This window comes from Enterobacter sp. BNK-16, assembly GCF_048684955.1.
Lineage (GTDB): Bacteria > Pseudomonadota > Gammaproteobacteria > Enterobacterales > Enterobacteriaceae > Enterobacter > Enterobacter bugandensis.
Genome location: NZ_JBLQTQ010000001.1, coordinates 4,707,256 through 4,726,380 on the forward strand (window position 1 = coordinate 4,707,256; position 19,125 = coordinate 4,726,380).

Consider the following 19,125-nt stretch of genomic DNA (forward strand, 5'->3'; position numbering starts at 1 on the left):
AGATGTCTGGGTTCAGTGTCTGAAGAATATTCGGGCATATTATCATAAACGGGAGACATAATCCGATCCCGCTGCTATACTCTGCGCCGATTTTCCTGTTCTTTAACATCCAGTGAGAGAGACCGATGCATCCGATGCTGACCATCGCCGTGCGCGCAGCGCGCAAGGCGGGTAATGTAATTGCCAAACACTACGAAACGCCAGACTCCGTAGAAACCAGCCAGAAAGGCAGCAATGATTTCGTGACTAACGTCGATAAAGCCGCAGAAGCGATTATTATCGAAACGATCCGCAAATCTTACCCGCAGCACACCATCATCACCGAAGAAAGCGGTGAACATGAAGGTACCGATCAGGATGTTCAATGGGTTATCGATCCACTGGATGGCACCACCAACTTCGTTAAACGCCTGCCACACTTCTCTGTGTCAATCGCAGTACGCATTAAAGGCCGTACTGAAGTCGCCGTTGTTTACGATCCAATGCGTAACGAACTGTTCACCGCGACCCGCGGTCAGGGCGCACAGCTGAACGGCTACCGTCTGCGCTGCAGCAATGCACGCGATCTGGACGGCACCATCCTGGCGACCGGCTTCCCGTTCAAGGCGAAGCAGCACGCAACTACCTATATGAATATCCTGGGCAAGCTGTTCACCGAATGCGCGGACTTCCGTCGCACCGGCTCTGCTGCGCTGGATCTGGTCTATGTGGCAACCGGCCGCGTTGACGGTTACTTCGAACTGTCACTGAAGCCGTGGGACTTCGCTGCGGGCGAGCTGATCGCACGTGAAGCAGGCGCGATTGTTTGCGACTTCACCGGCGGCCACAACTACATGACCACCGGCAACATCGTTGCGGGTAACCCACGCGTTGTTAAAGCCATGCTGGCCAACATGCGTGACGAGCTGAGCGATGCGCTGAAGCGTTAATCTCCTCATCTCAGCCCTCTCCCCAAAGGGGAGAGGGTGCTAAACGGCGCCGCGCTCATCCACATCGTTACCGCCGCCACCAGCAGAATCACTCCCCCCGCCAGCGCGAGCGTTGTCCATCCTACCTGCCGCCACAGTACCGGCGTTTTATTGCCGCTGAGTTTTACCGCAAGCTGACGGAAGCTGTGAACCAGCAACGCCAAAGACGAAATGGTGAGAGAGGTTCCTGCCGCCATCGCCAGCGCCGAGAGCATGCCCCAGCCGAACACGCCAATCACTTTACTGAACAGCAGCACCATGATTGCTCCCGAGCACGGGCGCATCCCCATAGAGAGAACTATCATCAGCCGCGCGCGCCAGTCGTCACCGCTCTGTAATTGTTCCTGCGTCGGCAGATGCTGATGCCCGCAGCCGCAGTGTTCATCATGAACGTGGTGCGGCGTAAAGGTTTTGAATTTGGGCTTTTGCAGCAGCGCGCGCAGCTTTTTCAGCGCCCGCCAGCAGAGGATCAGCCCCAGCACGCCGACCAGCGCATAGCTGCCCTTCTCCAGCCAGAAGCTGCTCAGGTGCAGCTGGCGCGCGGGAAGCTGTAATAGCGAAAGCACAACCACCACCAGCGCAATCGCCACGCCCCCCTGAAGCAGCGAAGAGGCCAGCGTCAGGCCAATGCTTGATTTCAGCTTCGACGGATGGGTGGCAAGCCAGGTGGTAATAACGATTTTGCCGTGCCCCGGCCCCAGCGCGTGCAGCACGCCATAGATAAAGCTGAACGCCAGCAGGGAACCGCCCGCTTTGGTCGGGTTCTCTGCCACCGCCTTCAGCAGCCCGCTCATCTGCTGGTTGACCTCACGCTGCCAGATGATGCTTTTCATCATCACCTGCGGCCAGGCCTGCCACAACCAGAGCGAACCGCAAACGGCGAGCAGTAGAAAAAGCGCCAGCGGCCAGAGGTGCAGCCAGCGGCGCGGCTTTCGTACCGGAGAGGAGATCACTGACATTGTAACGTTACCTTCTGCGCAAATTGTTTACCCAGTTCCATGTCCTCCGGTGGGGCATCCTCTTTATCAAGAGAGACAGCAAAATTCAGCGTCTCTTCGCTGGGCTTCGGGGTGTGAACCGTAATGTTGCAGGTTTTTTGCAACGACGCAGGAAGCTGCACGTCGCTGTCCTCGGCGTAGCTCATATCGACGTAGTACGTTGGGTCAAAGGTGGAAAACGTATAGGTTTGTCCTGCCAGCGGCTGCGGATGCGCCAGTGGGAGCACGAACGTCAGCACTGCCTGATGTCCGTCGCGGGACATGCCGTATTCTGTCGGGCGATTGAGGAACTTCACCTTTTGTCCGTTATGCCAGAACTCGGTGAAGTAGTGCTGCCCGAGCACGTTGGCCATCACTTCTGCCGCCAGCTTTTTCCAGATTTCGTCGCCGGGCTTCGCGTTACCCGCATCATAAAGCAGATCCGCTGAGGTGATTTCATCCATCGTCCAGCGCATTTTCAGGCCGCTCAGCTGCGTGCCGTCGGTGACCAGCTCGGTTTTCAGGCTGATAAAACTGTGAGGATGTGCGCTGGCGGTAAAGGTTATAACCGCCAAAAATAACGCCATCGCATTTTGTTTAACTGTCTGCATCAATTCCTCACGTCAAAAATTCTGTGATGTTCCCCAGCAATCCTGAGTGAAAGGCCTGCCGGCGCGCTTTTCAGCGCCCATCCTTTAGCTATTCTTATCAAACATTCACACTGGATACCCGACAGATGATGACGACGCTTGAAATTCCATCTGTGCTTTCCAGTTCGCAGCGCCGCTGCCAGGTGCTTTTGATGCTTTACCTGCCCGATGCTGTCGTCACCGCACAGAGCATAATCGCTGCCAACGGCGTGGACGAGGTCATGGCACGGCAAGATATAGCCGAGACGCGCGATGAAATCCAGCGCTATCACCGGCTGGATATCGTCACGCACCATGACGGTAGCTACCGAATTGAAGGCACTGCCCTGAATCAGCGTTTATGTCTGCTGCACTGGCTGCGCAGGGCGCTCCGCCTTTGTCCGCAGTTTGTCTCGCACCAGTTTACCCCAGCCTTAAAAACCGCGCTTAAACAGCACGGCATCGCGCGGCCGCTCTACGACGATGCTAATCTGCGGGCGCTGATCGGCTTCTGCTCACGCAAGCTGCAGCGTCAGTTTGAATGCCGGGACGTCCAGTTCTTACAGCTCTACTTGCAATACTGCCTCATCCAGCACCACTTAGGGAATACGCCGCAGTTTTCCCACGCGCAGCGCAGCTGGACCCAGTCGCGGGGAGAGTATTTTACGGCGCAGGAAATTGTTCGTCACTGGAAGCGGCGCGTGCCGCAGGGCGCGCACGTGGATGAGCAGCTGTTTCTGGCGCTGCTGTTTATGATGCTCCGCACGCCCGATCCAGCGCTCGATAAACACCAGCAGGATCAGCGCCTGCGCCGCGCCATTGTGCGCATGGTGGCCCGTTTCCGCTCCCAGACCGGGATGAACTTCAGCGATGAGCAGGGGCTGACCGATCAGCTGTATATCCATCTGGCTCAGGCGCTGGACCGCTCGCTGTTTGAGATCGGCATCGACAATAGCCTGCCCGAGGAAATTCACCGTCTCTATCCCCGGCTGTTACGCACCACGAAAGAGGCACTCTTTGAGCTGGAAGCCGAATTTGGGCTGCGGTTCTCCGATGAAGAGATGGCGCTGGTAGCGGTTATTTTCGGCGCCTGGCTGATGCAGGAGACCGATCTGCATGAAAAACAGGTAGTGCTGCTGACCGGGGAGGATAAATCCTGTGAGGAGGTGATTGAACAGCAGCTGCGCGAATTAACCCTGCTGCCGCTCAACATTCGCTATCTGACGCTGCAGGCGTTCCAGAAAGAGGGGGCACCGCGCGAAGCCGCGCTGGTTATCACCCCCTATCCTACCGTGCTGCCGCTGTTCTCGCCGCCGCTGATCCACGCGGTTGAATCACTTAACGCGCAGCAGCAGGAACATATTCGCGCCATGCTGGAATCGTAGCTACGCCCGTGCGGCCACTTTCGGTCGAACAAACATCGCCGGGAGCGCCACCAGCGCCATGACCCAGAACACGCCGTGTCCCAGATGCTGATACAGAAAGCCCGCAAAGACCGTCATCACCGCAATGCTGCCGCCCATCGCCACCGCAGAGTAGACCGCCTGCAGACGGATCACGTCCCCGCCCTCGCGCGCCGCGATATAGCGCATCGCCGCCAGGTGGCACACGGTGAAGGTGCCGCAGTGAAGGATCTGCGCCACAATCAGCCACGGCAGTTCGGTCGTCCAGCCCATAATCCCCCAGCGCGCCACGCCGCAGACCGCGGAAAGCAGCAGCAGATCGCGCGCGCCGAAGCGGCGGAACAACTTTTTGCTCAGGGCGAAAATAATGACTTCTGCCACCACCCCCAGCGACCACAGGTAACCGACCGCAGAGGCCGAGTAGCCCGCCCCCTGCCAGTAGATGGCGCTGAAGCCATAGTACGCCGCATGCGCCCCCTGAAGCAGACAGACGCACGCCAGAAAACGCCAGCTCTGGGCCACCAGGCTCCGCCAGGCGGGCCAGCCGGCGCTCTCCTGATGGCGACTCTCCCCTTGCGGCATCACCGACGGGCGCAGCAGCATTCCCAGCAGCATCGAGGCAATACCGATACTCAGCAGCGCCAGAATCGCGCGGTAGTCGTAAAGGCTGACCAGTTTCCCCACCAACGCCGAGCCGATCACGAAGGCAATCGATCCCCAGAGGCGCACGCGACCATAATCCATGGTGATCTGCTTTTGCCAGGTGTTCGCCAGCGCATCCGTCAGGGGTACCAGCGGGGAGAAGAACAGATTAAAGCCAACCATCACCACCATCAGCCAGGCAAACTGATGGCTGACCCAGAAGCAGGCCGCGAAGACCAGCGTCAGCAGGGCCAGAATGCGCACCGCTTTAATCAGTAAGGAGGGATCGCTGACGCGGGGGGCAATCAGCAGGCTTCCGAGGAAACGCGCCACCAGCCCCGCGCCCAGCAGAATGCCGATGGTTTCTGGCGTCAAACCAATTCCCTTGAGCCAGACGCTCCAGAAAGGCAGAAAAATACCGTAGCTAAAGAAGTAGGTGAAGTAGCTGAGCGCCAGCCAGCGCGTGGAATGCAAGACCATGAATCCCTCCCGAAATGGAGGCGATAGTCTGGCGTTTATCCTGCACTTTAGCAAGTCGTTAGCGCGCTATAAATTAACGATAAATTAACGTCCTGGACAGCCGGTCGGCGTATGGCGTGAGCGGCAAAATTGTATTACGTTTAAAAGACATCGCCTGAAGAGGTCGTTTGCCATGAACAGCTTACGTTATTTCGATTTCGGCTCCTCACGCTCCTTCCTGCTATTGATTGCCCGTATTGCCATCGTTGTCCTGTTTATTATTTTTGGCTATCCCAAGCTGACGGGGTTTAGCGGCACCGTTCAGTATATGACGTCGCTCGGCGCCCCCATGCCGATGCTGGCGGCCATTATCGCCGTAGTAATGGAGGTTCCCGCCGCTATCCTGATCGTGCTCGGCTTTTTCACCCGCCCCCTCGCGGTGCTCTTTGTCTTCTATACGCTGGGCACGGCGATTATCGGTCACCACTACTGGGATATGACCGGAGATGCGGTTGTGCCGAATATGATTAATTTCTACAAGAACGTCAGTATTGCTGGCGCGTTTATTTTGCTGGCGATTGTGGGACCGGGGGCCATTTCCCTGGACCGGCGTTAAGCCATAAAAAAAGGCCGCAAGCGCGGCCTTTTTTATTTCTGCAAAGCAGAGGAATTATGCGTATACCGGGAAGCGTGCGCAGATATCCAGAACTTTACCTTTGACGCGCTCGATAACCGCTTCGTCATTGATGTTGTCCAGAACGTCACACATCCAGCCAGCCAGCTCTTTCACTTCCGCTTCTTTGAAGCCGCGGCGCGTCACGGCCGGAGAACCGATACGGATACCGGAGGTCACAAACGGGCTCTTCGGATCGTTTGGCACGCTGTTTTTGTTTACTGTGATGTTGGCGCGGCCCAGGGCAGCGTCAGCTTCTTTACCGGTCAGGTTCTTATCAACCAGGTCCAGCAGGAACAGGTGGTTTTCAGTCCCGCCGGATACCACTTTGTAGCCACGGTTCAGGAACACTTCCACCATCGCTTTGGCGTTCTTAGCAACCTGCTGCTGATACACCTTGAACTCTGGCTCCATCGCTTCTTTCAGCGCGACCGCTTTTGCGGCGATAACGTGCATCAGCGGGCCGCCCTGCGCGCTTGGGAACACGGCAGAGTTCAGTTTTTTGTACAGTTCTTCGTCACCGCCTTTCGCCAGGATCAGGCCACCGCGTGGACCCGCCAGGGTTTTGTGAGTAGTGGTGGTCACAACGTGAGCGTGAGGAACCGGGTTCGGGTAAACGCCTGCGGCAATAAGGCCCGCAACGTGCGCCATGTCAACGAACAGGTACGCGCCGATGCTGTCTGCGATTTCACGCATTTTGGCCCAGTCAACGATACCGGAGTAAGCAGAGAAGCCACCGATGATCATCTTCGGCTTGTGCTCTTTGGCCTGCTTAGCCATGTCTTCGTAGTCAATTTTACCGGACTCATCAATACCGTAAGGAATGATGTTGTACAGTTTGCCGGAGAAGTTAACCGGAGAGCCGTGAGTCAGGTGGCCGCCCTGCGCCAGGTTCATACCCAGAACGGTATCGCCCGGCTGCAGCAGCGCGGTGTAAACAGCGAAGTTAGCCTGAGAGCCGGAGTGCGGCTGAACGTTCGCGTAGTCAGCGCCGAAGAGTGCTTTCGCACGGTCGATAGCCAGCTGCTCAACGATATCAACGTACTCGCAACCGCCGTAGTAGCGCTTGCCCGGGTAACCTTCAGCGTATTTGTTGGTCAGCTGAGAGCCCTGCGCCTGCATTACGCGCGGGCTGGTGTAGTTTTCGGAGGCGATCAGTTCGATGTGCTCTTCCTGACGTACTTTTTCCTGCTCCATAGCCTGCCACAGTTCGGCATCATAATCGGCAATGTTCATTTCACGCTTTAACATCCGCATCTCCTGACTCAGCTAACAAGTAAATTTTGGCCTGAAAAGGCAGTCCTGTTGGACGACGGGCAACAGTATAACTGAATAGTTCTGTGATAACAGGTCTTGACAAACGATTTTACGCAAACGTTTTCCTTCACGCCACGCAAGGGTTTGAGGAATAAAGATCTCACTATTTCCAGCGGATTTCTTTTCAGGTTTGTGATGCGTATTTTTCATCTTGCAAAGAACCATTTACAAAGCATGGGTATTTTTTATAAGATTCATTTAAAATACATCATTAGGTAATATCAGAAGGAAGCTGCCATGCTCGACGCTCAAACCATCGCTACCGTTAAAGCCACCATTCCCCTGCTGGTGGAAACCGGCCCTAAACTTACCGCCCATTTCTACGATCGCATGTTCACGCACAATCCGGAGCTCAAAGAGATTTTCAATATGAGCAACCAGCGTAACGGCGATCAGCGTGAAGCGCTTTTCAACGCCATCGCGGCCTACGCCAGCAATATCGAAAACCTGGCGGCGTTGCTGCCTGCGGTGGAAAAAATCGCGCAGAAGCACACCAGCTTCCAGATCCAACCCGAGCAGTACAACATCGTCGGCACTCACCTGCTGGCAACGCTGGACGAAATGTTCAGCCCGGGCCAGGAGGTGCTGGACGCCTGGGGTAAAGCCTACGGCGTGCTGGCAAACGTGTTTATCAACCGTGAAGCGCAGATCTACAGCGAAAACGCCAGCAAGAACGGCGGCTGGGAAGGAACGCGCGCCTTCCGTATCGTCGAGAAAACGCCGCGCAGCGCGCTTATCACCAGTTTTGAATTTGAGCCGGTTGACGGCCAGCCGGTGGCCGATTACCAGCCGGGCCAGTATCTGGGCGTATGGCTGAAGCCTGAAGGCTTCCCGCACCAGGAGATCCGCCAGTACTCTCTGACCCGCAAACCAAACGGTAAAGGCTACCGCATTGCGGTGAAGCGCGAGGACGGCGGTCAGGTATCCAACTGGCTGCATAACGAAGCGAGCGTGGGCGACGTGGTTCATCTGGCCGCGCCGGCGGGCGACTTCTTTATGGCCATTGAAACCAATATCCCGGTCACGCTGATCTCCGCGGGCGTGGGCCAAACGCCAATGCTGGCGATGCTGGATACGCTGGCGAAAGCAAACCACAGCGCGCAGGTTAACTGGTTCCACGCAGCGGAGAACGGCAACGTGCACGCCTTTGCGGATGAAGTGAAAGCGCTGGGAGCGACCCTGCCGCGTTTCACCGCGCATACCTGGTATCGCCTGCCAACGGAGGCAGACCGCACTGCCGCACGCTTTGACAGCGAAGGACTGATGAATTTAAGCCAGATGGAAGGGGCGTTTAGCGCGCCGGAAATGCAGTTCTACGTCTGTGGACCCGTGGCGTTTATGCAGTATGCTGCGAAGCAGCTGGTTGAACTGGGCGTGAATAAAGACAACATTCATTACGAATGTTTCGGGCCGCATAAGGTGCTGTAACGCAAAAAGCCCCTCGTTCGAGGGGCTTTTTTTTTCGCCGGGTGGCGAATGGTTAAATCGCGGCGTCGTCTTCTTCGCCGGTACGGATACGGATCACGCGCGCCACGTCAAAGACGAAGATTTTCCCGTCGCCAATTTTGCCCGTCTGCGCCGTGCGGATAATGGTATCCACGCAGGTATCGACGATATCGTCGCTGACCACGATTTCAATTTTCACTTTCGGCAGAAAGTCGACCATGTACTCTGCGCCACGATAAAGCTCGGTGTGGCCCTTCTGACGACCAAAACCTTTCACTTCCGTCACGGTCATTCCGGTGATGCCTACTTCCGCCAGCGCTTCACGTACATCATCCAGTTTGAAAGGTTTAATAATCGCATCAATCTTTTTCATGGTGGGTCCTTAAACTCTTGCCTGTAAGCTGCCTCGTAATCGATTGCTCACAGTACCATACGGTATTACTCTTTAAAATCGTTTGCTTCCAGCTCGTGGCGTGAGAGCAGCTTATAGAACTCGGTGCGGTTGCGTCCGGCCATCCGCGCCGCGTGGGTCACGTTGCCTTTGGTTATCTGCAGCAGCTTGCGCAGATAGTTCAGCTCGAACTGGTTACGCGCTTCCGCAAACGTCGGCAAGGCCGTGTTCTCCCCTTCCAGCGCCTGTTCCACCAGCGCATCGCTGATAACGGGCGAGGACGTCAGCGCCACACACTGCTCAATCACGTTCACCAGCTGGCGCACGTTACCCGGCCAGCTGGCGGCCATCAGCCGTTTCATCGCATCAGTCGAAAAGGCGCGCACGAACGGTTTATGCCGATCGGCCGCCTGGCGCAGGAGGTGATTCGCCAGCAGCGGAATATCTTCCGCACGCTCCGCCAGCGCCGGGATCTTCAGGTTCACCACGTTCAGACGGTAGTAGAGATCTTCACGGAACTCGTTGCGGGCCATCACTTTGGGCAAGTCGCGGTGGGTAGCGGAAATGATTCGCACGTTAATATCAATATCGCGGTTGCTGCCCAACGGGCGCACTTTGCGCTCCTGAAGTACGCGCAACAGTTTGACCTGCAGCGGCGCAGGCATGTCGCCAATCTCGTCGAGGAACAGCGTGCCGCCTTCCGCGGCCTGGAACAGCCCTTCCCGGCTGCTTACCGCGCCGGTAAATGCGCCGCGGGCATGGCCAAAAAGTTCAGACTCAAGAAGCTGCTCTGGGAGGGCACCGCAGTTAATGGCGATAAAAGCATTTTTACTGCGCGGGCTGGCGTTGTGGATCGCCTGCGCCAGGATCTCTTTCCCGGTTCCGCTCTGGCCGTTAATCAACACGCTGACGTCTGACTGTGCGACCATTCGCGCCTGCTCAAGCAGACGCAGCATTATCGGGCTGCGGGTGACGATAGATTCACGCCATGCGTCGTCTCCGGAGGGCGCGGCGTGCTCCAGCGCGCTGTCGATAGCTTTGTAGAGCGCGTCTTTATCTACCGGCTTGGTGAGGAAGCTGAACACGCCCTGCTGAGTTGCGGCGACGGCATCCGGGATTGACCCGTGCGCCGTCAGGATAATGACCGGCATGCCAGGCTGCTGCTTCTGGATTTCGGCGAACAGCTGCATGCCATCCATTTCGTCCATCCGCAGGTCGCTGATCACAAGGTCAATCTTTTCGCGGCTGAGGACTTTAAGCCCCTCCTGCCCGCTTTCCGCGGTCACCACGGTGTAGCCTTCACTCACCAGACGCATCCCCAGCAGCTTTAACAGGCCGGGATCGTCATCCACCAGTAAAAGATGGGCTGGTTTACGGCTCGTCATGCTTCACATCCTCTTGTTTCGGCATATCGCTGTCCGATGCAGCAGATGAACTACCAGGCTGATATTTACGCGACGAGAGCTGTCTTTCGATATCGGTCAGGTTTTCCAGCTTTCGCGTCGTGGTATCCAGCTGAGTACGTAAATGCTGTTGCTGTTGGCGCAGCGTATCCAGCTCGCTGTCGGTTGACTGCTGTAGCTTGCTGTAGCGGGAGCGCTCTTCAGACAGCTGCAGCTGTAACGTCTGCCCATCCCGCCATAGCTGGTATACCGGGCGCACCTGTGCAGGAAGATTGATCACAAACGTGTCCAGACGGGTCACGTTGGCCCGACGTTCAACGGGGGTAATTTTCGCATCGGCCAGTAAAATCCCACGCTTGAAAGCGTCCTGCCAGGTGTCTTCATCCAGCATCGCCGCCTTCATGCGGGCGTCTACCGGCGCAAGCCGCTGGGCGCAATCTATTCCGCGCAGCCAGAACAGCGGATTATTTTCGACATCATGCCCTGACAGATTCCAGATATCCTCACAGCGGGTAGAGAGGAAATCCGCCAGCTGGTTATCGGGCCATTTGTCTTCCTGTTTACCGCTTATCGCACTTTGCGGCGCATGGGAAACGCACCCCGCCAGAACTAAACAGGGCAGACTCAGGCGACCCGCTTTGCTGGAAAACACCGCGCGTATGGCGCGGAAAAAGACGTGTGACATACTCACCAGATATAGATTCATTTTATTAATTTTTCCGGCTCAGGGGCAGTTCAATACGGAAGCAAACATCTGAACGTTCGTCCGTGGCAATGTTTAGCTCACCCTGCATGCGTCGTATGCAGTCCCGGGCAATGCTTAATCCCAGACCGCTTCCTTTTACCGCGCCTTTCCGCTGATGACTCCCCTGGAAAAAGGGTTCGAAGATCATGGTTTTTTCGTCATCGGGGATCGGGGTGCCGGTGTTTGCGACGTCAATAAACACCCGGGAGCCCTTCGTATAACTTCGGATATAAATGTTACCGGATTCAGTACCATAGTGCACCGCATTGGAGTAAAGATTATCCAGAACGCTCATTAATAGCATGGGTTCAGCCAGGCAGGTCAGCGCATTCAGCTCCACCCCGGTATGCATCATTTTAGCTCTTGCCGGCAAGCTATGGGCGGAGATCACCATATCCACCAGTGGCTCAATCTCCACCTCTTCCAGTACCACCGTCCCGTCAGCCAGCTTGCGGTTATAATCCAGAAGCTGCTCGATCAACTTTTGCAGGTTGCGGCTGCTGGCGTCCAGAATGTCGACAATCTCTTTCTGCTCCGGCGTAAGTGGCCCTGCCACCTCGTCCGCCAGCAGCTCCGTTCCTTCACGCATGCTGGCCAGCGGGGTTTTCAGCTCATGGGAAATATGGCGCAGGAACTGATGACGCTGGGATTCCAGCCATGCCAGGCGCTCGGATAGCCAGATAATGCGCTGACCGACGGATCGCAGCTCGCGCGGGCCTTTAAAGGCAACCGTATCCCCGAGCGATTTCCCCTCCCCCAGGCGGTTGATCATACGCTGAATACCCTTCACCGGGCCGATGATCATGCGGGTAAAGAGCAGCACCAGCCCGAGGCTCACGAGGAACAGCACCAGCGCCTGCCAGCCGAAGAACTGGCCGCGCTCGGCAATCTCCTGCTGCAGCTGCTGGCCGCGAGAGAAAATGACCGTGCGCGTTGACTGCACCATTTCGGTATTGGCGGCGGCGAATGCCTCAAGGCGCGCGGCGGCAGCCGCATCCGGGCCGCTGTTCTGGCACTGCAGCTGCGCGAGATCGTTCAGATCCTGACGTAACGCCTGATACAGCCTGTCGTCCGGCAGCACGCCCGCGTGGGCATCCAGCATTTCGCTGTAGCGCTTGCGCTGGCTCTGGTACACCTTCTCCAGCGTCCGATCGTCGAGCACGCAGTACTGACGATAGCTACGCTCCATCTCCAGCGCGGCGTTGGTCATCGCTTCACTGCGTCTGGCATCGATAAGCGTGGTGCGGTTCGTCAGCGCCGCCTGGGCACTCAGCGCGTTGAGGCTCTGCCATGCCTGCCAGGCGAGGATCAGCAGCGGCAGCAGGATCAGCAGAAAGGCCATCATCACGAGCTGTCGCAGGGAGCGGGGAAAAACGGGCCAGCGTTTCAACGCATTACTCTCTTCATGGGGGTTTACGGAGAGCGTAACTGAGTCTGCCCTTCAGATACAACAAAGCCGGGTAAAAACCCGGCTTTGTTGTGGAATAAGGCGGTGCCTAACTCGACGTTTCGCCCTGGCCTGATAAAGCATCGCTATGATCAGTAGTTGGACGGCAGGCACCTTTTTGTGCGTCATTCGAAGTTTATGTAGCACGTCCCGAAGGGGCTGACATAAGAAGGTGAATGAGCCACTGGTTAATATTATGCAACACCCATGCCAGAATGCAAAACAAAATATTAACACTTTGAAATATATATCTTTTATTCGTTTAATCTATTTATTGTGCGCTGAATGATTTCCAGGCTAAGTGTCGCTATTAAGCAACACCTTAACGGGAACCTGTCCGGCCATATATAAATCAATGGGTTAAGTGTCTCCAATTGGAGACAGCCCTATACCATCTTTGTCGCAATTTTGCGACACGCATAAAAAAACCCGGTGGCGCTACGCTCACCGGGCCTACAAAGTACCTGCTTTACATCTTAACCCAGCTGTTTACGCGCGTTGCGGAAGATACGCATCCACGGGCTGTCCTCGCCCCAGTTTTCCGGGTGCCAGGAGTTGCTCACGGTACGGAACACGCGTTCAGGGTGCGGCATCATGATGGTCGCGCGACCGCTTTCGCTGGTCACCGCCGTAATACCATTGACGGAGCCGTTCGGGTTCGCCGGATAGGTTTCCGTGACCTTGCCGAAGTTATCGACAAAGCGCAGCGCCACCAGGCCTTTGCTCTCGAGCTGCGCCAGATGGGCCGCATCGCGCACTTCTACCTGACCTTCGCCGTGGGAAACGGCGATTGGCATCTGAGAGCCAACCATCCCCTGCAGCAGCAGAGACGGGCTCTGAGTCACTTCAACCAGACTGAAGCGCGCTTCGAAGCGGTCGGACTGGTTGCGCACAAAGCGTGGCCAGGATTCGCTGCCCGGGATCAGCTCGCGCAGGTTAGACATCATCTGGCAGCCGTTGCACACGCCCAGCGCCAGGGTTTGCGGACGATGGAAGAAGGTCTCGAACTCGTCGCGCACGCGGCTGTTAAACAGAATGGACTTCGCCCAGCCTTCGCCTGCGCCCAGCACGTCGCCGTAGGAGAAACCGCCGCACGCCACCAGCGCATGGAAATCTTCCAGACCGATACGCCCGGCCAGCAGGTCGCTCATGTGGACGTCGATAGCGTCAAAGCCCGCGCGGTGGAAGGCTGCCGCCATCTCAACGTGGGAGTTAACGCCCTGCTCGCGCAGCACGGCCACTTTCGGACGCGCGCCGGTCGCAATGTACGGCGCAGCGATGTCTTCGTTGATGTCGAAGGAGAGCTTCACGTTCAGGCCAGGATCCTGGTCATTCGCTTTCGCGTTATGCTCCTGATCGGCGCATTCCGGGTTATCGCGCAGGCGCTGCATCTGCCATGTAGTTTCTGCCCACCACATGCGCAGCGTGGTGCGGCTTTCGCTGAACACGGCGTGACCGTCGGCCTCAATGACGAAGCGGTCGCCCTGAACGGCTTTCCCCAGATAGTGGACGCAGTCTGCCAGACCGTGCTTCGCCAGAATCGCTTCCACCGCCTCGCGGTCTGCGGCGCGAACCTGAATCACCGCACCCAGCTCTTCGTTAAACAGCGCCGCCAGGCGGTCTTCGCCAAGCGTTGCAATGTTCGCTTCCACGCCGCAGTGGCCGGTGAAGGCCATCTCTGCCAGGGTCACCAGCAGGCCGCCGTCGGAACGGTCATGGTAGGCCAGCAGCTTGCGCTGTGCCACCAGCGCCTGAATTGCGTCGTAGAAACCTTTTAGCTGCGCCACGTCGCGCACGTCGGCTGGCTTGTCGCCAAGTTGACGGTAAACCTGCGCCAGTGCGGTGGCGCCCAGCGCGTTGTGGCCCTTACCCAGGTCAATCAACAGCAGGGCGTTATCTTCGGTCGCCAGCTGCGGCGTAACGGTATGGCGCACGTCTTCCACGCGGGCAAACGCGGTGATCACCAGCGACAGCGGAGACGTCATCTCGCGCTGCTCGTTACCCTCCTGCCAGCGGGTTTTCATCGACATGGAGTCTTTACCCACCGGAATGGTCAGGCCGAGGGCTGGGCACAGTTCCTCACCCACCGCTTTCACGGCTTCATACAGGCCAGCGTCTTCACCAGGGTGACCGGCTGCCGCCATCCAGTTCGCGGAAAGTTTGATACGTTTGATGTCGCCAATCTGCGTCGCCGCGATGTTGGTCAGCGCTTCACCAACCGCCAGTCGTGCAGAGGCGGCGAAGTCCAGCAGCGCGACCGGGGTGCGTTCACCCAGCGCCATCGCTTCGCCGTAGTAGCTGTCGAGGCTCGCGGTGGTCACGGCGCAGTTCGCCACCGGGATCTGCCACGGGCCAACCATCTGATCGCGCGACACCATACCGGTCACGGTGCGGTCGCCGATGGTCACCAGGAAGGTTTTCTCTGCCACGGCCGGCAGGTGCAGCACGCGGTTGACCGCTTCCGCCACGGTAATGCCCTGGCGATCCAGCGCTTTGCCCGCTGCTTTACGGGTTGTTACGTCGCGGGTCATCTTCGGCGTTTTACCGAGCAGCACGTCCAGCGGCAGATCGATAGGCTGGTTGTCGAAATGGGTGTCGCTCAGAGTCAGGTGCTGCTCTTCGGTCGCTTCACCGATGACGGCATACGGCGCGCGCTCGCGGCGGCACAGCTCGTCAAACAGCGGCAGCTGGTCGGCCGCAACCGCCAGCACATAGCGCTCCTGGGATTCGTTACACCAGATTTCCAGCGGGCTCATGCCCGGCTCATCGCTCAGGATATCGCGCAGGTTGAAACGGCCACCGCGACCACCGTCGCTCACCAGCTCCGGCATGGCGTTGGACAGGCCGCCCGCGCCCACGTCGTGGATGAACAGAATCGGGTTAGCATCGCCCAGCTGCCAGCAGCGGTCGATCACTTCCTGGCAGCGACGCTCCATCTCAGGGTTGTCACGCTGCACGGAGGCAAAATCGAGATCCGCATCAGACTGGCCGGAGGCCATAGAGGAGGCCGCACCGCCGCCCAAACCGATGTTCATCGCCGGGCCGCCCAGCACGATCAGCTTCGCGCCGACGACGATCTCGCCTTTCTGCACGTGATCGGCACGGATGTTGCCGATCCCGCCCGCCAGCATGATCGGTTTGTGGTAGCCGCGCAGCTCTTCGCCGTTGTGGCTGTCCACCTTCTCTTCGTAGGTACGGAAGTAACCGTTCAGCGCCGGACGACCAAATTCGTTGTTAAACGCCGCGCCGCCCAGCGGGCCTTCGGTCATTATATCCAGCGCGGTCACAATGCGCTCTGGCTTGCCGAAATCTTCTTCCCACGGCTGTTCAAAGCCAGGGATGCGCAGGTTAGAAACGGAAAAGCCGACCAGACCCGCTTTTGGTTTCGCCCCACGCCCGGTCGCCCCTTCGTCACGGATTTCGCCGCCGGAGCCGGTTGCCGCACCCGGCCACGGAGAAATGGCCGTCGGGTGGTTGTGAGTTTCCACTTTCATCAGAATATGCGCAGGCTCCTGATGGAAGTCATAGCGCCCTGCTTCGCGATCGGCGAAGAAGCGGCCCACCTCGGAACCTTCCATCACCGCGGCGTTGTCTTTATAGGCAGACAGCACGTGGTCAGGGGTTTGTTCCATGGTGTTTTTGATCATTTTGAACAGCGACTTCGGCTGCTGTTCGCCGTCGATAATCCAGTCGGCGTTGAAAATCTTATGGCGGCAGTGCTCAGAGTTGGCCTGCGCGAACATGTAGAGTTCGATGTCGTTCGGGTTGCGGTTGAGCTTAACGAACGCGTCCTGCAGGTAGTCAATTTCGTCTTCTGCCAGCGCCAGGCCGAGACGCAGGTTGGCGTCAATCAGCGCCTGACGGCCCTGCCCCAGCAGGTCCACGCTCTGTACCGGCGCAGGCTGATGATGGGAGAAAAGCTTCTGTGCGTCATCAAGAGAGGCAAACACGCTCTCCATCATGCGGTCGTGCAATTCAGCCGCAACCGCCTGCCACTGCGCGTCGCTCAGGGTAGAGGCTTCGACGTAGTACGCTACGCCGCGCTCCAGACGGTTAATCTGGCTCAGGCCACAGTTGTGGGCAATGTCGGTGGCTTTGGAAGACCAGGGGGAGATGGTGCCCGGACGCGGTGTCGCAAGGATCAGTTTGCCGGTTGGCGTATGGCTGCTCAGATTTGGGCCATACTTGAGCAGGCGTTCCAGCTGTACGCGCTCCTCTGCATTCAGGGGGGCATTCAGGTCAGCAAAATGGACATACTCAGCGTAAATATTGCTTACCGGAAGGTCGGCCGCCTGAAAACGTGCCAGCAGTTTGGTAATACGGAAGGCAGACAGTGCAGGCGAACCACGCAGAATTTCCATCATAAGTCTCTCGTCTTCGAAGCGCCGGGGCGCTTACAGTGTGCGCAAGGGGGGAAAACGGGCGTCATTATAGAGAATCCTGAGCGCCGACGAAACCGTTTGCGTCGAAATAAAATCGACTTCAGCGTTTAACAATAGATGTGACCTGTCTCTCTAATTGGTTGCCAAGTGGCGCAAGTTTACGCAAAATGCCGCTCATTCAATGACAAACCTTATGATTAACATGGCTACAGCAGACTGAGGCAACCGGCGTCGCAGAGAATTAACTAATTGAAAAAATTAAAGATTAATTATCTGCTCATCGGCATTGTAACGTTGCTGCTGGCAGTGGCCCTCTGGCCTTCCATCCCCTGGTTCGGCAAAGCCGAAAATCGTATCGCCGCCATTCAGGAGCGGGGGGAACTGCGCGTCAGTACCCTCAACTCTCCGCTGATTTACAGCGACATCAACGGCAAAATTATTGGTCTGGATTATGAGCTGGCGCAGCAGTTTGCCGATTATCTGGGCGTGAAGCTTAAAATTACCGTCCGCCAGAACATCAACCAGCTGTTTGACGACCTGGACAACAACAACGCCGATATCCTCGCTGCCGGGCTGGTCTATAACAGCGAGCGCAGCAAGAACTACCAGCCGGGCCCGACCTACTACTCCGTTTCCCAGCAGCTGGTTTATCGCGTCGGGAGCCTGCGCCCGCGTACGCTTGCCTCGATCAACGCGCAACAGCTGACGATTGCTCCCGGCCACGTAGTGATTGACGACCTGCGTGAGTTAAAGGAGAAAAAATACCCGGATCTGAGCTGGACGGTTGACCCTAAGCTCGGCACGACGGAGCTGCTGGAGCAGGTCAAAGATCAGAAACTGCCCTACACCATCGCCGATTCGGTGGCGATCAGCCTGTTCCAGCGGGTGCATCCTGAAATCGCCGTGGCGCTGGACGTGACGGACGAACAGCCGGTGACCTGGTTTACCCATCTGGATGATGACCAGACCCTCTCGGCGGCCATGCTGGATTTTTATAACACCATCAATGAAGACGGCACGCTGGCGCGACTTGAGGAGAAGTACCTCGGCCACGGGGATGACTTTGACTACGTTGACACCCGCAGCTTCCTGCGCGCGGTTGACAGCATCCTGCCTGACCTGCAGCCGCTTTTCGAAAAATATGCCCAGGAGATTGACTGGAAACTGCTGGCGGCTATCTCGTACCAGGAGTCCCACTGGGACACCCAGGCCACGTCGCCAACGGGCGTACGCGGACTGATGATGTTAACCAAAAATACCGCGCTGAGCCTGGGCGTTAACGACCGCACCGATGCGGAACAGAGCATCAGCGGCGGGACGCGCTACCTGCAGGATATGATGGCTAAAGTCCCGGAAACCGTGCCGGAAGAAGAACGGATCTGGTTTGCGCTGGCGGCCTACAACATGGGCTACGCGCACATGCTTGACGCGCGGGCTCTGACGGCGAAAACGAAGGGAAACCCGGACAGCTGGTCAGACGTAAAACAGCGCCTGCCGCTGCTGAGCCAGAAGCCGTGGTACAACAAGCTGACGTATGGCTACGCGCGCGGACATGAAGCCTACGCCTACGTGGAAAATATACGTAAGTATCAGATTAGCCTGGTCGGCTATCTGCTGGAGAAAGAGAAAGAGGCAACAGAGGCAAAACAGCTGGCGGAAAGTTATCCGGTTGTGGCACCGGACGAGCTTAATCATCCGACAACTTCAATTCTGCCTTTTGTTGCTTTTTCTGCTGACGGCGCATTCGAAAGAAATCGCTTAATAGCCCCGAACACTCTGGTGCAAGTACCCCACCGATAGTCTGCACCTGATGATTCATTCCAGGATGACCCAGCACGTCCATCAGTGAACCGGCCGCACCGGTTTTTTCATCCCGCGCTCCAAACACCAGGGTACCGATTCGGCTGTGCACCATCGCCCCTGAGCACATCACGCAGGGTTCAAGGGTGACGTACAGGGTGGTATCAAGCAGACGATAGTTTTGCAGCACCAGCCCGCCCTGACGAAGCGCCATAATTTCGGCGTGCGCGGTAGGATCGTGGCGGCCAATAGGACGGTTCCACCCTTCCCCAATCACCCGGTTGTTATGAACCAGCACCGCGCCCACGGGCACTTCGCCCTCGTCCCAGGCCCGTTGAGCCAGCGCCAGCGCGTGGCGCATCCAGTATTCATGATTGTGTTCTGAGGTGGACAAGGATTGATACTCCAGTCGAAAAGCGGGCGGCATTATACACAGCCCTTAC

General features: G+C 57.3%; 15 protein-coding genes. 5 read left to right on the forward strand and 10 right to left on the reverse strand.

Annotated elements, in window-relative coordinates:
• Window positions 1–125: 125 nt before the first annotated feature.
• Window positions 126–929 (forward strand): inositol-1-monophosphatase, encoded by an 804-nt coding sequence (gene suhB, locus ACMGGH_RS22555; RefSeq protein WP_232948937.1) that lies wholly within the window; start codon window positions 126–128, stop codon window positions 927–929.
• Window positions 930–934: 5 nt separating this feature from the next.
• Here suhB and ACMGGH_RS22560 read toward each other — a convergent pair whose 3' ends face one another.
• On the reverse strand, window positions 935–1,927 hold the full coding sequence (locus ACMGGH_RS22560; RefSeq protein ID WP_028014078.1) for a nickel/cobalt transporter: 993 nt from the start codon (window positions 1,925–1,927) through the stop codon (window positions 935–937).
• Window positions 1,918–2,556: a DUF1007 family protein gene (locus tag ACMGGH_RS22565; protein WP_028014079.1), complete on the reverse strand. Its 639-nt coding sequence runs from the start codon at window positions 2,554–2,556 to the stop codon at window positions 1,918–1,920. The genes ACMGGH_RS22560 and ACMGGH_RS22565 overlap by 10 nt, the downstream gene beginning before the upstream one ends.
• Window positions 2,557–2,681: 125 nt before the next feature.
• Here ACMGGH_RS22565 and csiE point away from each other — a divergent pair, with 125 nt between their 5' ends.
• The gene (csiE, locus tag ACMGGH_RS22570; protein ID WP_193066276.1) at window positions 2,682–3,959 is read left to right on the forward strand and encodes a stationary phase inducible protein CsiE; all 1,278 of its coding nucleotides are present in this window, start codon (window positions 2,682–2,684) and stop codon (window positions 3,957–3,959) included.
• Here the strand turns inward: csiE and ACMGGH_RS22575 are convergent, their stop codons facing one another.
• The gene (locus ACMGGH_RS22575) at window positions 3,960–5,099 is read right to left on the reverse strand and encodes a 3-phenylpropionate MFS transporter (RefSeq protein ID WP_048960048.1); all 1,140 of its coding nucleotides are present in this window, start codon (window positions 5,097–5,099) and stop codon (window positions 3,960–3,962) included.
• 172 nt (window positions 5,100–5,271) lie between these two features.
• Between ACMGGH_RS22575 and ACMGGH_RS22580 the strand changes: the two genes are divergently transcribed.
• Complete coding sequence (locus ACMGGH_RS22580) at window positions 5,272–5,694, forward strand: DoxX family protein (RefSeq protein WP_028014082.1); 423 nt, start codon at window positions 5,272–5,274, stop codon at window positions 5,692–5,694.
• Window positions 5,695–5,748: 54 nt separating this feature from the next.
• Here the strand turns inward: ACMGGH_RS22580 and glyA are convergent, their stop codons facing one another.
• A complete protein-coding gene (glyA, locus tag ACMGGH_RS22585; RefSeq protein ID WP_025757663.1) occupies window positions 5,749–7,002 on the reverse strand; it encodes a serine hydroxymethyltransferase in 1,254 nt (417 codons plus the stop codon).
• 303 nt (window positions 7,003–7,305) lie between these two features.
• Between glyA and hmpA the strand changes: the two genes are divergently transcribed.
• Window positions 7,306–8,496, forward strand: a complete 1,191-nt coding sequence (gene hmpA, locus ACMGGH_RS22590; protein WP_232948938.1) for an NO-inducible flavohemoprotein — start codon at window positions 7,306–7,308, stop codon at window positions 8,494–8,496.
• Between the two features lie 52 nt (window positions 8,497–8,548).
• On the opposite strand, the gene glnB is transcribed toward hmpA, so the two are convergent.
• The 5 genes from glnB to purL all read right to left on the reverse strand — a co-directional run bounded on the left by glnB (window position 8,549) and on the right by purL (window position 16,864).
• Entirely contained in the window at window positions 8,549–8,887 is a 339-nt protein-coding gene (gene glnB / locus ACMGGH_RS22595; RefSeq protein ID WP_003860685.1) for a nitrogen regulatory protein P-II, read from the reverse strand.
• 65 nt (window positions 8,888–8,952) lie between these two features.
• Entirely contained in the window at window positions 8,953–10,290 is a 1,338-nt protein-coding gene (gene glrR, locus ACMGGH_RS22600) for a two-component system response regulator GlrR (RefSeq protein ID WP_028014084.1), read from the reverse strand.
• Window positions 10,277–11,014 (reverse strand): two-component system QseEF-associated lipoprotein QseG, encoded by a 738-nt coding sequence (gene qseG, locus ACMGGH_RS22605; protein WP_232948939.1) that lies wholly within the window; start codon window positions 11,012–11,014, stop codon window positions 10,277–10,279. Before qseG ends, glrR begins: the two co-directional genes overlap by 14 nt.
• Window positions 11,015–11,018: 4 nt before the next feature.
• The gene (qseE, locus tag ACMGGH_RS22610; protein ID WP_232948940.1) at window positions 11,019–12,443 is read right to left on the reverse strand and encodes a two component system sensor histidine kinase QseE/GlrK; all 1,425 of its coding nucleotides are present in this window, start codon (window positions 12,441–12,443) and stop codon (window positions 11,019–11,021) included.
• Window positions 12,444–12,976: 533 nt separating this feature from the next.
• On the reverse strand, window positions 12,977–16,864 hold the full coding sequence (gene purL, locus ACMGGH_RS22615; RefSeq protein WP_232948941.1) for a phosphoribosylformylglycinamidine synthase: 3,888 nt from the start codon (window positions 16,862–16,864) through the stop codon (window positions 12,977–12,979).
• 267 nt (window positions 16,865–17,131) lie between these two features.
• Between purL and mltF the strand changes: the two genes are divergently transcribed.
• A complete protein-coding gene (mltF, locus tag ACMGGH_RS22620; RefSeq protein WP_232948942.1) occupies window positions 17,132–18,682 on the forward strand; it encodes a membrane-bound lytic murein transglycosylase MltF in 1,551 nt (516 codons plus the stop codon).
• Here mltF and tadA read toward each other — a convergent pair.
• Window positions 18,570–19,109, reverse strand: a complete 540-nt coding sequence (gene tadA / locus ACMGGH_RS22625; protein WP_032644904.1) for a tRNA adenosine(34) deaminase TadA — start codon at window positions 19,107–19,109, stop codon at window positions 18,570–18,572. The two genes, mltF and tadA, sit on opposite strands and share 113 nt — an antisense overlap.
• Between the last annotated feature and the right edge of the window lie 16 nt (window positions 19,110–19,125).

Bases quoted from the DNA above. Each gene is read 5' to 3' on its own strand.
- ACMGGH_RS22565 (WP_028014079.1), bottom strand. From the start codon at position 2,556: ATGCAGACAGTTAAACAAAATGCGATGGCGTTATTTTTGGCGGTTATA.
- glyA (WP_025757663.1), bottom strand. From the start codon at position 7,002: ATGTTAAAGCGTGAAATGAACATTGCCGATTATGATGCCGAACTGTGG.
- glrR (WP_028014084.1), bottom strand. From the start codon at position 10,290: ATGACGAGCCGTAAACCAGCCCATCTTTTACTGGTGGATGACGATCCC.
- qseG (WP_232948939.1), bottom strand. From the start codon at position 11,014: ATGAATCTATATCTGGTGAGTATGTCACACGTCTTTTTCCGCGCCATA.
- ACMGGH_RS22575 (WP_048960048.1), bottom strand. From the start codon at position 5,099: ATGGTCTTGCATTCCACGCGCTGGCTGGCGCTCAGCTACTTCACCTAC.
- tadA (WP_032644904.1), bottom strand. From the start codon at position 19,109: ATGCCGCCCGCTTTTCGACTGGAGTATCAATCCTTGTCCACCTCAGAA.
- csiE (WP_193066276.1), top strand. From the start codon at position 2,682: ATGATGACGACGCTTGAAATTCCATCTGTGCTTTCCAGTTCGCAGCGC.
- ACMGGH_RS22580 (WP_028014082.1), top strand. From the start codon at position 5,272: ATGAACAGCTTACGTTATTTCGATTTCGGCTCCTCACGCTCCTTCCTG.
- suhB (WP_232948937.1), top strand. From the start codon at position 126: ATGCATCCGATGCTGACCATCGCCGTGCGCGCAGCGCGCAAGGCGGGT.
- ACMGGH_RS22560 (WP_028014078.1), bottom strand. From the start codon at position 1,927: ATGTCAGTGATCTCCTCTCCGGTACGAAAGCCGCGCCGCTGGCTGCAC.
- purL (WP_232948941.1), bottom strand. From the start codon at position 16,864: ATGATGGAAATTCTGCGTGGTTCGCCTGCACTGTCTGCCTTCCGTATT.
- hmpA (WP_232948938.1), top strand. From the start codon at position 7,306: ATGCTCGACGCTCAAACCATCGCTACCGTTAAAGCCACCATTCCCCTG.
- glnB (WP_003860685.1), bottom strand. From the start codon at position 8,887: ATGAAAAAGATTGATGCGATTATTAAACCTTTCAAACTGGATGATGTA.